The following is a 13,536-nucleotide window of genomic DNA, read 5'->3' as shown; positions in this document are numbered from 1 at the left end:
AGATATGAGCATTAACCAACTTTAGGGGTTTAAATCCCCGTCACAAAACGTAATTGCGAATTGCGAATTGTTTTAATGTTACTAACATTGCTCAAGTGAATTCTCTTGCTTGCCCAACTTATAGGAAAATAAAACCTTTTCGCTGATGAATAAATTGCCAACAGGCGCTTCAAGTATTAGACAATTAGGCTTATAGCATTGGTGAGAGGTTAAGGTAATTGCACTTTTGTCATTTATTGTTAACCTCTCATCAATGACTGCCACTGCTAAACAGCCTTTAATTATGTGTATGTTATATAGGCAAAAACTCTCAATGTATACTTTCAGAAGCCTTATATTAAACTCTCAAGTATGCGCCTGTAGAGATGTTGCAATGCAACGTCTTTACACAGCAAAAAGTCTTACCAATAACCTTAACTAAACGGTAGGAATAAGAGTTACAGAGAGTTATTGCCTAAATCATGGCTAAATTAAGGGAATTTAGCGTGATTTCATTTAACCAATGTTGCAAAAGCCCCTTCGTTTGATGGAGGTATACCGGGTAATTCAAGACAGTATCCAGCACCATATACTTTGATGCCGTCTTCAGCTTGACTAACATCGTAGCCAGCCATTTCCAATCTGCCTTGGCTGTAGCAACTTCCGCCTTCACGTTTGAGTGTTTCGCGCAGGCTGTAGCAACTTCCGCCTTCACGTTTGGGTGTTTCGCGCAGTCTGTAACAACTTCCGCTTTGGCTGTAGCAACTTCTGCCTTGGCTGTAGCAACTTCCGCCTTCATGTTTGGGTGTTTCGCGCAGTCTGTAGCAACTTCCGCCCTGACGTTATCAAAAGTAGCTGTAAATTACTGAAATTCTAAGTTTCTTGATAAAAATCAATAATTTTACGTATGACAACTTTTTAAACAATTGTCCACTATAGAGTTATGTAAATTTAAAAAATGAGTAATAATTATGGCAAGACCAAAACGTAATTAACGTATTCTTGGCAAAGCTGAAACACGTCTAGCAAGCATTAAATCTATCAATTCAAGTCTAGATGTCGGAGAGGGATTGTCAGTAAAAGATTATACTGTAAAAATCGAAGCTCTGCGACAATCTCTAGAAGCATATAATACCACCCTCTCCACTATTGATATTTTGCTAACCCAGATACTTGAAAATGAAGAAGATTTGGCAGACTATTCTGAGAAAATTTTACGTGGTATAGCTTATAAATTTGGTAATAATAGCTATGAGTATCAGATGGCTGGAGGTACTCGTAAAAGCGATCGCAAGCGTATCGTGCGTCAAAGTGTGGTTTCTGCTCTCGCTCAACCTGCTCCTACTGGTATGCAAATCAACTAGGATATCGCAATCTTCAATCATTAGTAGAGACATTGCATTGCAATGTCTCTACATCCAGAATTTTTACCCCTCCCAACCTCCCCGAACTCGCAAAGAGATGCCGCAGGCGGTGGGGTTCTTTCTATTCTGAGTTTTCCCGTTATCTTGTCGTGGAGGTATTGAGGCAGAGGACAGGAGGCAAGGAGGATTTGATTAGCAAACTTACCCATTGCAAAGGCTAGAACTTATTAATTTTAATGACTATCAGAATGAAATTGAGCTTTATATAATTAACTATGGTTGATGTATTCTAATTTTCGGTGAATGCAAGCTTGAACGGATCTTGCTCCTGATTGGTGCTTAAAACCAATGCAGTAGCAAGAGAATGCTATGCTGCGATTGAGTTGAGTTAGTAGGCAAAGGAAGACTGTTAGTAAATGTCCGAAAATCGATTGTCTTCGGGAATTTCAGGTTTAGATGAAGTTCTCTGTGGCGGTTATGTTCCACATCGCGCCTACTTAATCCGGGGTGGGCCGGGGGCTGGTAAAACAACACTGGGAATGCATTTCTTAACAACAGGGGCGACAAACGGCGAACAGGTTTTGTTCATCACGCTAGGAGAAACTGTCACCCAACTGAGGCGAACTGCCGAAGAACTGGGATTTAACCTACAAGACATTACCTTTCTTGACCTCAGCCCCACACCAGAATTTTTTACCCAAGTTCAGACTTACGATATTTTCTCACCAACTGAGGTAGAACGTGAACCTACAACCCGCCTAATTATAGAGCAGTTGGAAACCCTCAAGCCGCAGCGCATTTTTATTGATTCGATGACGCAGTTTCGCTACTTGGCAAGTGATACCTTTCAGTTTCGTAAGCAAGTACTGTCGTTTCTAAGATTTTTGGTAGAGCAAGGTACAACTGTTTTATTCACCTCAGAGAGTAGTCAAGAAGCGCCCGACGATGATTTACAGTTCATGAGTGATGGAGTAATCAATCTGGACTTTAGTCATGATGAGCGCACACTCTGTATTTCTAAGTTTCGAGGGAGTGGCTTTCAAGATGGGCATCATGCAATCCGCTTAACCAGTACGGGAATGCGAGTCTTTCCCCGGTTAATACCCCAAGATTATGGACAAGATTTTAATACTGAAGTAGTTTCCTCTGGCATCCTAGAAATCGATGAGTTGCTGCACGGTGGCATTGAGCGCAGCACGATTACTATCATTAGTGGCCCTAGCGGTGTGGGTAAAAGCACGTTGGGACTTCAGTTTATGAAAGAGGCAGCTGGACGGGGCGAACATTCAGTGATTTATACTTTCGAGGAAAGAAAGGAAACGCTGCTGCGCCGTGCTGAAGGCATCAATATTGCGGTTGGGGCGATGCAGGATAAGGGGACACTTTCAGTCGTGCAAGTGGAGCCGCTATATTATACACCTGATGAATTTGCTAACCTTGTGCGTCAGGAAGTAGAGCAACAACAGGCACGGATTGTGATGATTGATAGTATATCCGGCTATCGGCTTTCAATGCGCGGCAAAGACTTGATTAGCCACATCCACTCGCTATGTAAGTATTTACAAAATATGGGTGTTGCTGTGCTGCTGATTAACGAGATTGAAACAATTACAGGAGAATTCCGAGTTACAGAAATTGGGATTAGTTATCTAGCAGATACGATTGTATTTCTGCGCTACTTAGAAATGCAAGGCGAACTGCGGCGAACGATTGGCGTTCTCAAGAAGCGGATGACAGACTTTGAGAAAACATTGCGCGAATTTGAAATTAGTCGCTACGGAATTAAAGTCGGCAAGCCACTTACACAGCTGCGAGGCGTGTTGACTGGAGTGCCTGAAATGCTTAGGGATGAATTATGATAGCGTATCTATGTTAATTCAACCAGAGCCAGTGAAAAATTTTGGCGACAGTATTACCCGCAAGCAAGAGAACGAGCGATGAGTCGAATTTTAATAGTTATAGAGCAATCTGTAAATCGTCGCCTATTAGCAGAGTGGCTGGGTATATATTACGAGGTTGCGATCGCTGACTCAGTTGTGCAAGCAGGAAAAGCCGTACCCCTCTTATATGAGCCATTTGATTTATGCATTCTCGACGGCCCAGCACTGGATCGCCTCTGGGAATGGGTGGAAGCAAGAAAACACAAGGAGCAACCCGTTTTATTTATTGCCCTTTTTGTTGATTACAGCGCGCTCTGATGTGAAACTTTTGACACGGCATTTATGGCAAACTATCGATGAGCTAATTACAAAACCGATTGAAAAGCTAGAGTTGCAGGCACGAGTGGAAATGCTGCTGCGATCGCGGCGGCTCTCACTACAGCTTCAGACTGCATTAGAGCGAGAACGTGAACTCAGAGAACAAAAATCGCGTTTTGTCTCAATGGTTTCCCATGAATTTCGCAACCCATTAAATATTATTTATGGCTTCATTCGTTTGCTACAACAGCGCAACTTGTCTGTTGAACGGCAAACTGACTTTTACCAACGCATACTTGCTGCTGTTAGCCGCATGGTTGCTTTGCTGGATGACGTTTTGATACTAGGAAAATCTGAAGCGGATGGTCTAGCGTCTAATCCCACTGAGCTAGCAATTGAGCCGTTCTGCCAAAAATTAATTGAAGAAATCAAATTCACCGCACGCACTGGTCACACTATTAATTTCAATTGTGAGGATGAATGTGTCACAGTTCATATGGACGAAGCCTTACTGCGGCACATTCTAACCAATCTATTGTCTAATGCCATTAAATACTCCGCACCCAATAGTACCATTGAACTAAGACTCCAATGCAAATCACAAACCGTGATATTTAAAGTGGAAGATCAAGGCATCGGTATTGCTCCAGCAGACCAAGAACGGTTGTTTGAATCCTTTTATCGTGCTAGTAACGTGGGCAAAATTCCAGGAACCGGATTAGGGCTGATGATTGTTAAACGGGCAGTTGAGCGACATGGGGGAACGATTACGGTAAAGAGCGAAATTAATGTTGGGACAACATTCACTGTCACCCTACCTCTGGACAGTAAAATTTTTCACTTGACTCCAGAGCCTTATTAAGGTTTTATATCATGTCCGCTTAATTACCCATAATAAAATCACCCCGCCCGCCTTACGGCACACTTCCCGATGCCTTGGGGAGGGGTTTCTAGTATACTTTACGACTTTTCAAACATCCTCTAATACCCTTTGGATAAGATAATTTCTTTATCAATTACGCTTGTAGAGACGTTGTATTGCAACGTCTCTACACACCTCACAAATAACCTTAACTAAACGGTAAGGAATAAGAGTTTCTAAGAGTTCTTGCCTAAGTCATAGCTTAGTTAAGGGAATTTAGGGTGATTTCATTCAACCAATGTTGCAGAAGCCCCTTCATTTGCTGGAGGTACACCGGGTAACTCAAGACAATATCCAGCACCATACACTGTCTTAATATAGCGGGGATGGCGGGGATCTGGTTCTAGCTTGGTTCTCAAGTGGCGAATATGGACTCGAATCGTTTCTATGTCATCATCAGGATCGTAGCCCCAAACTTCTCTGAGGATTTCGCTGGGAGAAACCGTTTGACCGTGGCGTTGCAATAAGCAGTGAAGTAACTCAAATTCCAAGTGAGTTAATTTCACCGTTTCATTGAACCATATCGCCTCAAATCTTTCCGGAACCAGGGTGAGTGAGCCATAGTTGAGAATTTCACTATGCTTTGCTGCTTGGGGAATGCGGTCAGTACGCCGCAAAAGTGCCCGCACCCGCGCTAGCAGTTCTTCAACTTCAAAAGGTTTGGTGAGGTAGTCATCTGCGCCAGCATTGAAGCCCTCCACCTTATCCTGAGTTTGGCTTAAAGCCGTTAACATTAATACAGGAATCTCAGAGGTGCGATCGTCGCGACGCAGGCGTTGGCAAACGGTAAACCCATCTACTTTGGGCAACATCAAATCGAGCATGATCAAGTCTGGTTGTAGCTGGAGAGCCAGTGCTTGACCTTTGATGCCGTCTTCAGCTTGACTAACATCGTAGCCAGCCATTTCCAAGTTGACGGCAACTAGTTCTGAAATCGCTGGGTCATCGTCTATGACAAGAATCCTCGGCATTATTAAAAAATTATTACTACTTATTAAGGATAAATAACAACCTTTGATAGATACAAAGATTTTTGAATCAATACTAAAAAAGATTTTAAATCTTACATAAATATTAAGATTAAATGACTGTGAAATCAAGACTCAACTAAACGTAATCTTATAGTCTATGATGTGTTATACTCCCCCCTTCAATCCGTCTTGGTTTTTACAAAACGGTGTAATTATGACTGTACACACCGCTTTGTGGGGAAGCCGTTACTGGGAAACTACTAATCAAAACCCAGAACCGTCTTATCACGAAAAAATCTTTATAGGTGGGCAAGGTGTGCCAATTTTTGGCTTGGTCGCCATTCCTGAAAATGCTCATAGCACGATTATTGGTACTTATGGCATTACTGGAGAGTTAAAGACAGAATGGTCTTTGAGAGTGCTAGGACGTAAAGCCTACGCTCAAGGGTACGCTATAGTGTTATTTGATTGGCGTGCCCACGGTAAAACCGCCGACTTGTCGCCAACTCTGACTTCCGATGGACTGTATGAGGGGGAAGATTATGTTCGCATTGCCGCCGCCGTTAAGGCAATGGGATGTCCAGGAAAATTTTGGTTTACAGGATTTTCTTTAGGAGGGCAATTGACGCTATGGGCGCTGAAAGTATCTGGTGAAGTGATTAGAGAGCATGAGGATTTAGGACTAGAAGATAGCGATATTGGTGGTGGTATGGTGATTTGTCCAAGTTTGGATTCTGAACGATCGCTATCTTATCTAGTCACTAAGCCCTTTGGTAGATATTTGGAAACGCAGATTGCACGGAATTTAAAAAAACTGGCATGGCGAATACATGATGCTCATCCTGGAAGCATTGACCCAGAGGCGATTGAACGGGCAAACAGTATCTGGGGTTTTGACAATGAACTGGTAATTAACCGACTAGGTTTTCCTTCTGTGGAAGCATATTACCAAGCCAGCAGCGCTCTACAAATATTACCGCAAATATCAAAACCGACTTTAATTATCTATGCTGCCGATGACCCACTTTTTGACCCAGCCATCATACCTGATTTAGAAGAAGCTTGCGATCGCAATCCTGCAATAAATTTGTTGCTCACCCGTTACGGTGGTCATGTTGGCTATATGAGTAGCAAAAATTGCCAGCGCCAATTACAAGACCCTGATCCTTGGTGGGCGTGGAATCGGATTTTACAGTGGCTGGAGCAAAAGCGAACAGGGTAATAGGCGAGATAATATTCTGGCTATTAAGATACTCACGGATAAAGTCGTATTACTTGGAAGTCCAAAAAACTAAATAACTATTGTAATCGAGAGGATGGCATTGATTGAGAAGCTACCACAATATTATTGGTAAACCAGCAATAACAGATGCAATACCTGTCCAGAGAGTAAAGCGCTCAATATCTATTTCATCCAAAGCAACGCTCATTTGCTTAATTGCTAATAATAACGCTGTCAGTAGCAGTACAAAGAAAACAAGGTACTCCAAATTAACGATCATTTATCCTCACTATCTCTACAAAAAGTAGTCATAATAGGTTTTTAACAAGCTTTAGCATAGTTTTTTTGTTTCCAAGTTAACACTTTTTCAGAATAATTATTAACTAGTGATGAGATATCTACTTCAGATAGCCAAATCATAGTTTCATAACCAAATCGACCCATTTCTGGCTCTGGTCCCATAGGCATTTCCACCAAATATTCCCAGCTACCTGACTTAAATCGGTACTTTTTAATGATGCCTTCCCCACCTATAAAACTTACTATCTGACCATTATAAAACTTAGGTACTGGCAAAATACTTGCAGACATTCCCCGTAGTTCCTTTGAGTAACACTGTAATAGATAATGTTGTAGCTAAAAGAAAATTTGCTATTCTCTGTCAAGGGTTTTAACGTATTCTCTTTCAAAGGATTTAACCTAAAGTTAATAATCGTATATCTAGAGTAATAAATGGTGTATGTACATGTAGAGCAATAAATCACGATATTAGTCAGCAAAAGCGATTGCAGCTACCTGTAACTCAGTATTAAGTAGTTATGTTTACAGCCAAACTTAACATTTAACAACTCTTTTGGCAGATTCTAGGAGAAACAGGTGCTTTGCAAATTTACTAAAGCTTGATGAAAAAATTTAAGATAGCAAAAGCGTAATTATTCGAGTGCGGTTAGCTGGAACGCTGCCAGATTATAAGCGAAAAAGCTGTGTTGCGTGAATTCGCGAAGCGATAAGCCTGACGGCATGGCTACGCTTACCGCATTGGTCTAGCGCATAGTATAGTAGCGCTAAAGCATCAAACCAGATCCACCTATAATATTTGTCGTAATTAAATAAACTACTAAAGTACAATTCCCTTGACTTTTTGACTCAATGACCGCTTCTAATGATATTTGGCAACCTGCACCGACAGATTTAACTCTATTACAGGATGAGATTCACGTCTGGCGCATAAACCTTGACCAACCAGAACCACAACTGCAAAATTTAGCAGCGACTCTTTCCAGTGACGAAATGGCCCGTGCTGAACGATTTTATTTTCAGGAACATCGGCAGCGTTTTATCGCTGGTCGTGGTATCCTGCGAACTATATTAGGTCGCTATTTGGGTATCCAGCCCCGACAAGTGCAGTTTAATTATCAACAGCGTGGCAAACCAGTATTAGGAGATACATTTGCCGATAGTAAACTGGAATTTAACTTGTCTCATTCCCAAGGGTTGGGTTTGTGTGGAGTGAATTGCACTCGCCAAATGGGTGTAGACCTAGAATATATTCGCCCGATGTCTGATTTAGAAGCTCTTGCCAAACGTTTCTTTTTGCCGAGAGAATATAAAATATTGCGATCGCTATCTCCCAATCAACAGCAAGAGGTATTTTTCCGTTATTGGACTTGTAAGGAAGCTTATTTAAAAGCAACTGGAGACGGACTATCCCAATTAGAGCAAATTGAAGTGTCGTTGACTCCCACTGAAGCAGCCAAGTTACAGATAATTGAAGACTGGAGTCTTTTTGAACTAGTACCTGCTAACAATTATGTTGCTGCTGTTGCTGTAGAGAATTTTGGCTGGAACTTAAAGTGTTGGCAGTATTAATCTAATTTTAGTCATTTGTCATTTGTCATTAGTTTTTCTTCCCCAATGCCCAATACTTCGACTTTACCTCGGCTTTGCCCAACTCTACCAGAGGCTGCGCCTTAAGCGTAGCTATGCCACAGGCTTTACGGCTACCAAGAGGACAGGCTCGGCACAAGTCGCTCAGTACCAGTGCCCCATGCCCAATGCCCCCTACTTATCTTCCTGCATATTCCTTACAATTTTTGTCACTAGCTTTCTAGGTACAAATCTGACGCTTTTTGCAAGTATTTTATTGAGCAAACCTGGAATGACAATGGTTTTGCCCTTCATTAAAGCGTGAAAACCAATTTCGGCTACTGTTCGTGCATCCATCATCCTCTTACCCTTGAGCAACTTAGAGTCAGCCATCCCCGTTCTTTCATGAAAAGCAGATGCGGTTGAGCCTGGACAAAGAACTGTCACAGTGACACCTGTACCTTCTAATTCATTAGCGATCGCTTCTGAAAAAGATAAGATATAAGCTTTAGTAGCAAAATAAACCGCCATCAAAGGTCCTGGTTGAAAAGCAGCAGCTGAGGCAACGTTTAATATTTTACCTTCGCCTTGGTTTACCATGTGTTTCATAAATAGCTTAGTTAAATGAGTCAGACACACCAAATTTACCTGTAACATTTCCAGTTCAGTAGCTAGGTCTGTTTCGTGAAATAATCCATAAATACCAAATCCAGCATTATTGACCAGCACATCAACCTCAATATTGGCGAGTTGTAACTCTGCAAAAATTTCATCAGGAGCGGTTGATATAGATAAATCCTTAACAATTGTTTTGACAAGATTTCCAAATTTATCTTGGAATTTAGCAGCAATTTCTACTAGTTTTAACCCGTTTCTGTCTACTAAGACCAGATGGTAATCATGAGCAGCAAAAATACATGCTAATTCGTAGCCAATTCCAGCGGCTGCCCCGGTAATAAGAGCAGTTTGTTTACCCTGACCTTGATGTGTTGTGTTCATGTAAGAATGTTGGTGAATTCAACTTGATGAAGCTGTATTGCATCTACAGTGGTTCTTGCTCTACAATTAAGTTTGTATGCGTAATATCTGAACCAACAATAAATATCTTGACTTATTACTTTTTCAGTTGCTTGTGAAATGCATTGAATAGATGTAGCAGTCCAAAGGTAAATTTAGGATTTATGCATTGAAGAAGTTGGGCATTAAAGAAGTTCGGTTATTTCAAACTATTAGCGATAACTTTTGATTACTCACAAAAGCCAGTAAGTAAAATCAAACTTTTATGCCTGCCTGACACTAACCATTCTATCCTCAATTGCTTCTGTCAAAGGGTGAATCCTAAAAATTTACATGATTGAGCATGAAAAAACAGGGCAATTATATTGCCACTGTTACATATGAGTTGTTCCTGGCATCTAAAAGATTGGCTATTTAGTAGTACTGAGTTTTAAAAAAAGGAGTAAAAAAAATTATTTTGTAGGAGAGCCAGTGCGTTGCGGAGGCTCTCTTGGTTATAGCAACTGGCGTTGTGTACAGCTTCTGTAACGCACCAAAAGTATCCAGGATGGTGCATTACATTTCTGACGCACCCTACGAAAGTTGTAAATTCTTAAGCGATATTTAAGAAACCGCTTTGAATTAAATAGGCAGTATAAGTCATGAACAATTGAGAGTCAATTGAAGGACAAGCAATAGAACTACCTGCTAGTGCATGGAGAGTATCTTGGCAGCTAATACGGGGTCTTCTAGCTTGCAAGTACAAATCAGGAATAGTCAGTTGTTCATCAGACCAGCGTTCTAGTAAAAATGGTCGTAGAGTGTACAAAGGATTATCTACAGAGGACACATTATTGATTAACTCTGATTGCCATTTTTCATAAGGAATCATCTCAACTGAATAACCAAAAGAGCGTATCCAATCAACTAATATTTTCAAAGAGACAGGTTGAGGATGTTGTAAATTGAAAGCTTTACCTATAGATTCTTTTTGCCTTGATAGATAAACAATCGCTTTACTTACATAGTCCACAGGTGACATATCTAACATATAATCTACATTGGGAAAACTTCCCATTTGTAGACATCCCTTGACCATCAGATTGATAAAGTCATGTGTATTACAAATGCCTGTTTTGCTATCACCTGAAATCAGTGGTGGTCTATGGATAGTTACAGGAAGTCCACGATCACGAGCAATTTTGACTAACTTTTCAGCTACCCATTTAGTTTGAGAATAACCAAGATAAATACCTTCCCAATGATTGAATTCATCCTGTTCTTTAACAACCTTACCAGCATAGGCAGTGGATTCAAAAACAGCCACACTAGAAACGTAATGTACAGGCTTGACTTTAATTTGACAAGCCAATCTCAAAACTTCCTGTGTTCCTAAAACATTGGCTGCTTTCAGTGCAGAATATGGAAAAACATAATTCAATAAAGCACCACTATGATAGATAGTATCAATATTGGTAGCTAAAAATTGAAACTGTTCCGAACCAACACCTAACAATGGCAAAGATAAATCACCAACAATTGGAATTATTCGGAAGTTAAATTCTTCCTGCCAAATTGCATATTGTTGCAGATTATTTTGGAGTTTGCTTTTGCCTTCTTCGGCATTAGCAGCACGCACTAAGCAATAGATATCCGCCTTAGTTTGTTGTAATAATTCCCGGATGAGAAAAGCTCCTAAAAAGCCTGTTGCTCCAGTTAAAAAGATGTTCTTAGGTTCACCCACAAGCACATTAGATGCAGCACCGGGATGGATGGTGGGGTCAAGAACAGCCTCAGCACTTAAATCTAGAACAGAGGGTGCAGTGTTGGCATTAGAGGTTATAACTCCTGTATCTTGAATCAGTGAATCTTCTTGCACTTCTTCAGCTAAACGCCGTGAAAGAGCTTCAATATTTGGGTAATGCCACAGAAGCAATGGAGATGGTTGAAATCCTAGCAACTTTTCTAAGTTACTTACTAGAACCATTGCTTGGGCTGAATCCAACCCATAGTTTTCTAAATGTTCTTTGACATCTATTTCATCAGTTGCAACTTCTAGCAACTTAGCTAAGTTAGATACCAAAAATATTTGAATATCGTTTGCTGTGAAAGACTGTTTTATAGTCATTTTTAAATCTCCAACAATGATGTAGAACGAACAGGGTGATATTGACTGTAATAATCAGAAGTTTGCAGCCCTTGAATTTTCAAATTTTGGACACGATACAAAAAGGCTGTACCAGTCATAATTTGATTAGCAACATCAACTACCTGACGATTATTGGGTTCAGACAGATAGGAACCACGTACCCAGTCATTGAAACCGCCCATTGCCGGGCCACACCAAATTTGATAATCGACTTCTCTACCTTTTTCACCAGAACTAGACCAGCGAGAAGATAATCCTAGATACCAACGGAAAATCAACGCCATTTTTAGTTTAGGATTATTCACTGCTTTCCCAAGTTTTTCAGGATTCTTTTGGGACAAATAAGCCGCAGTTCCTTCCCATACTTCAGCAATAGTTTTGCGAAAAACTTGTTTTTCTAATTTCTCTCTTTCTGCCAAAGGAATCTCTTCAATGGAATCATAAGCGCGATAGAGTTCAAATAATTTTTGCGCTCGCATGGGGAACATTGTACCCCGTTTGAGAACTTGCAATTTGACTCCCATTTCAAACATATCTGCTGCTGGGGCCATAATCATATCAGCCATTTCAGCTTGGGCTAATAACTTTTTAGTATGTTCACAAGCCCCAGATTCAACGCATGACTGATTGATTGAGCCGGTCATAACATAAGCAGCACCCATCATAAAAGCCGCTAATGCTGATTGAGGTGTCCCAATTCCACCTGCTACACCGATTCTAATGGGTGTATGATAATGATATTGTGCTTGAATTTCATCCCGCAAGGCAATAATAGAAGGTAATACACAAACCAGAGGACGGTTATCTGTATGACCTCCAGAATCAGCCTCGACGGTAATATCATCAGCCATCGGAACTTTGGCTGCAAGAGTTGCTTGTAACTCAGTAATTAATCCTTCTTCGAGAAGTTCTTTGAGTATTCTGGCTGGTGCTGGATGTAGAAATTTAGTAGCAACTTCTCGGCGAGAAATTTTGGCAATGATTTTATTTTTAATTTCAATTTGATTAGCGTTATTCAAGCCCAATCCAGCAACACGATAATAAACAATGTTGGGCGTCAAGTCGAGAAATGCAGATGCTTCTACTGTTCTTACTTGATATTTGAGGTATAAATCTACAGCCCGGCGTTCAATCGCAGGTTCATTGGGACTGTGAATTAAATTAAAAGCATAAGGTCCTTGAGGTAAAGCTTCTTGAATGCGGTTAATTGCTACTTCCAAACGTTCTGGAATTAAACCACCTGCACCAAAGGAACTCAAAATTTGCTCTTTTCCCAGCGCAATAACCATTTCTTCGGAAGCAATTCCACCAGCCATTGCACCAGTAGCATAGGCATATTTCACTCCGTGAGAGGAGAGGAAATTAGGATCTCCAAATTGTTGAATGCGGATTGGTGCTGCAAATGTTAGCAGTTCTACTTGTGCTGTTGTGCCATTATCACCAGGGGATAAATAACCCTCATTAGTGACACCGATTTTTCCGGCAACTTTCACGATGTAGCAGGGTTTATTTAATACCATCAATTTATCTTTGATGGTTTGTTTTTCAAAAGATACAGTTTCTAAAGAACCTTTCCAAACCTGGTTTTTGTTATAAGACCAGGAAGAGAAATTAAGGCCATTATCGTGTTTACTTAGTACCGTATCTACGGTTGTCACGGCAGTTATCCCTCGGATTACAAGCAATGGATGATAAAAGTTGAAGGGTGTAGACTTTTTATAGGAGTCTAAGTTTTATTTTTTTACGAACTGCAGAGGCGCAGAGAAAACAGAGGAAGAGAGTAATACCAATTCTCTAGGAAGATGCACGTAATAATTATTAAACGAACCGCAAAGTGCGCTAAGGGCGGTAAGGAAGAGAAAATTTAGA

General features: G+C 40.7%; 13 protein-coding genes. 6 read left to right on the top strand and 7 right to left on the bottom strand.

Annotated features, from left to right (window positions below):
• Nucleotides 1–454: 454 nt before the first annotated feature.
• Entirely contained in the window at nucleotides 455–778 is a 324-nt protein-coding gene (locus tag V7L20_RS23860; protein ID WP_334746462.1) for a hypothetical protein, read from the bottom strand.
• Nucleotides 779–1,049: 271 nt separating this feature from the next.
• Here V7L20_RS23860 and V7L20_RS23855 point away from each other — a divergent pair, with 271 nt between their 5' ends.
• From V7L20_RS23855 to V7L20_RS23840, 4 genes are all read left to right on the top strand, one after another.
• Nucleotides 1,050–1,343 (top strand): hypothetical protein, encoded by a 294-nt coding sequence (locus tag V7L20_RS23855; protein ID WP_334746461.1) that lies wholly within the window; start codon nucleotides 1,050–1,052, stop codon nucleotides 1,341–1,343.
• Between the two features lie 416 nt (nucleotides 1,344–1,759).
• A complete protein-coding gene (locus V7L20_RS23850) occupies nucleotides 1,760–3,202 on the top strand; it encodes an ATPase domain-containing protein (RefSeq protein WP_334746460.1) in 1,443 nt (480 codons plus the stop codon).
• Nucleotides 3,203–3,280: 78 nt separating this feature from the next.
• Nucleotides 3,281–3,541, top strand: coding sequence for a hypothetical protein (locus tag V7L20_RS23845; RefSeq protein ID WP_334746459.1), 261 nt, complete (start codon nucleotides 3,281–3,283; stop codon nucleotides 3,539–3,541).
• A gap of 1 nt (nucleotide 3,542) precedes the next feature.
• Nucleotides 3,543–4,403 (top strand): sensor histidine kinase, encoded by an 861-nt coding sequence (locus V7L20_RS23840; protein WP_334746458.1) that lies wholly within the window; start codon nucleotides 3,543–3,545, stop codon nucleotides 4,401–4,403.
• A 287-nt stretch (nucleotides 4,404–4,690) separates the two neighbouring features.
• Here V7L20_RS23840 and V7L20_RS23835 read toward each other — a convergent pair whose 3' ends face one another.
• Complete coding sequence (locus V7L20_RS23835) at nucleotides 4,691–5,434, bottom strand: response regulator transcription factor (RefSeq protein WP_334746457.1); 744 nt, start codon at nucleotides 5,432–5,434, stop codon at nucleotides 4,691–4,693.
• Between the two features lie 157 nt (nucleotides 5,435–5,591).
• Here V7L20_RS23835 and V7L20_RS23830 point away from each other — a divergent pair, with 157 nt between their 5' ends.
• Nucleotides 5,592–6,656: a YheT family hydrolase gene (locus V7L20_RS23830; protein WP_334746456.1), complete on the top strand. Its 1,065-nt coding sequence runs from the start codon at nucleotides 5,592–5,594 to the stop codon at nucleotides 6,654–6,656.
• Nucleotides 6,657–6,768: 112 nt separating this feature from the next.
• Here V7L20_RS23830 and V7L20_RS23825 read toward each other — a convergent pair whose 3' ends face one another.
• Both V7L20_RS23825 and V7L20_RS23820 read right to left on the bottom strand, forming a co-directional pair.
• Nucleotides 6,769–6,936 (bottom strand): hypothetical protein, encoded by a 168-nt coding sequence (locus V7L20_RS23825; protein WP_334746455.1) that lies wholly within the window; start codon nucleotides 6,934–6,936, stop codon nucleotides 6,769–6,771.
• A gap of 41 nt (nucleotides 6,937–6,977) precedes the next feature.
• Nucleotides 6,978–7,247, bottom strand: a complete 270-nt coding sequence (locus V7L20_RS23820; protein ID WP_334746454.1) for a hypothetical protein — start codon at nucleotides 7,245–7,247, stop codon at nucleotides 6,978–6,980.
• 558 nt (nucleotides 7,248–7,805) lie between these two features.
• Here V7L20_RS23820 and hetI point away from each other — a divergent pair.
• A complete protein-coding gene (hetI, locus tag V7L20_RS23815) occupies nucleotides 7,806–8,525 on the top strand; it encodes a 4'-phosphopantetheinyl transferase HetI (protein ID WP_334746453.1) in 720 nt (239 codons plus the stop codon).
• A 192-nt stretch (nucleotides 8,526–8,717) separates the two neighbouring features.
• Here hetI and V7L20_RS23810 read toward each other — a convergent pair whose 3' ends face one another.
• From V7L20_RS23810 to V7L20_RS23800, 3 genes are all read right to left on the bottom strand, one after another.
• Nucleotides 8,718–9,521: an SDR family NAD(P)-dependent oxidoreductase gene (locus tag V7L20_RS23810; protein WP_334746452.1), complete on the bottom strand. Its 804-nt coding sequence runs from the start codon at nucleotides 9,519–9,521 to the stop codon at nucleotides 8,718–8,720.
• Nucleotides 9,522–10,131: 610 nt separating this feature from the next.
• Nucleotides 10,132–11,646, bottom strand: coding sequence for a thioester reductase domain-containing protein (locus tag V7L20_RS23805; protein WP_334746451.1), 1,515 nt, complete (start codon nucleotides 11,644–11,646; stop codon nucleotides 10,132–10,134).
• Between the two features lie 2 nt (nucleotides 11,647–11,648).
• Nucleotides 11,649–13,325 carry a PfaD family polyunsaturated fatty acid/polyketide biosynthesis protein gene (locus V7L20_RS23800; protein WP_334746450.1) on the bottom strand — a complete coding sequence of 559 codons (1,677 nt, stop codon included), beginning with the start codon at nucleotides 13,323–13,325 and terminating at the stop codon, nucleotides 11,649–11,651.
• Nucleotides 13,326–13,536: the final 211 nt, after the last annotated feature.

This window comes from Nostoc sp., from assembly GCF_036916735.1.
Taxonomy (GTDB): Bacteria; Cyanobacteriota; Cyanobacteriia; order Cyanobacteriales; family Nostocaceae; genus Nostoc.
This window is presented reverse-complemented; position numbering and strand designations above follow the sequence as displayed.

Coding starts and splice junctions, on each gene's coding strand:
- V7L20_RS23860 (WP_334746462.1), bottom strand. CDS start 778: ATGAAGGCGGAAGTTGCTACAGCCAAGGCAGAAGTTGCTACAGCCAAA.
- V7L20_RS23850 (WP_334746460.1), top strand. CDS start 1,760: ATGTCCGAAAATCGATTGTCTTCGGGAATTTCAGGTTTAGATGAAGTT.
- V7L20_RS23845 (WP_334746459.1), top strand. CDS start 3,281: ATGAGTCGAATTTTAATAGTTATAGAGCAATCTGTAAATCGTCGCCTA.
- V7L20_RS23835 (WP_334746457.1), bottom strand. CDS start 5,434: ATGCCGAGGATTCTTGTCATAGACGATGACCCAGCGATTTCAGAACTA.
- V7L20_RS23830 (WP_334746456.1), top strand. CDS start 5,592: ATGATGTGTTATACTCCCCCCTTCAATCCGTCTTGGTTTTTACAAAAC.
- V7L20_RS23825 (WP_334746455.1), bottom strand. CDS start 6,936: ATGATCGTTAATTTGGAGTACCTTGTTTTCTTTGTACTGCTACTGACA.
- V7L20_RS23820 (WP_334746454.1), bottom strand. CDS start 7,247: ATGTCTGCAAGTATTTTGCCAGTACCTAAGTTTTATAATGGTCAGATA.
- hetI (WP_334746453.1), top strand. CDS start 7,806: ATGACCGCTTCTAATGATATTTGGCAACCTGCACCGACAGATTTAACT.
- V7L20_RS23810 (WP_334746452.1), bottom strand. CDS start 9,521: ATGAACACAACACATCAAGGTCAGGGTAAACAAACTGCTCTTATTACC.
- V7L20_RS23805 (WP_334746451.1), bottom strand. CDS start 11,646: ATGACTATAAAACAGTCTTTCACAGCAAACGATATTCAAATATTTTTG.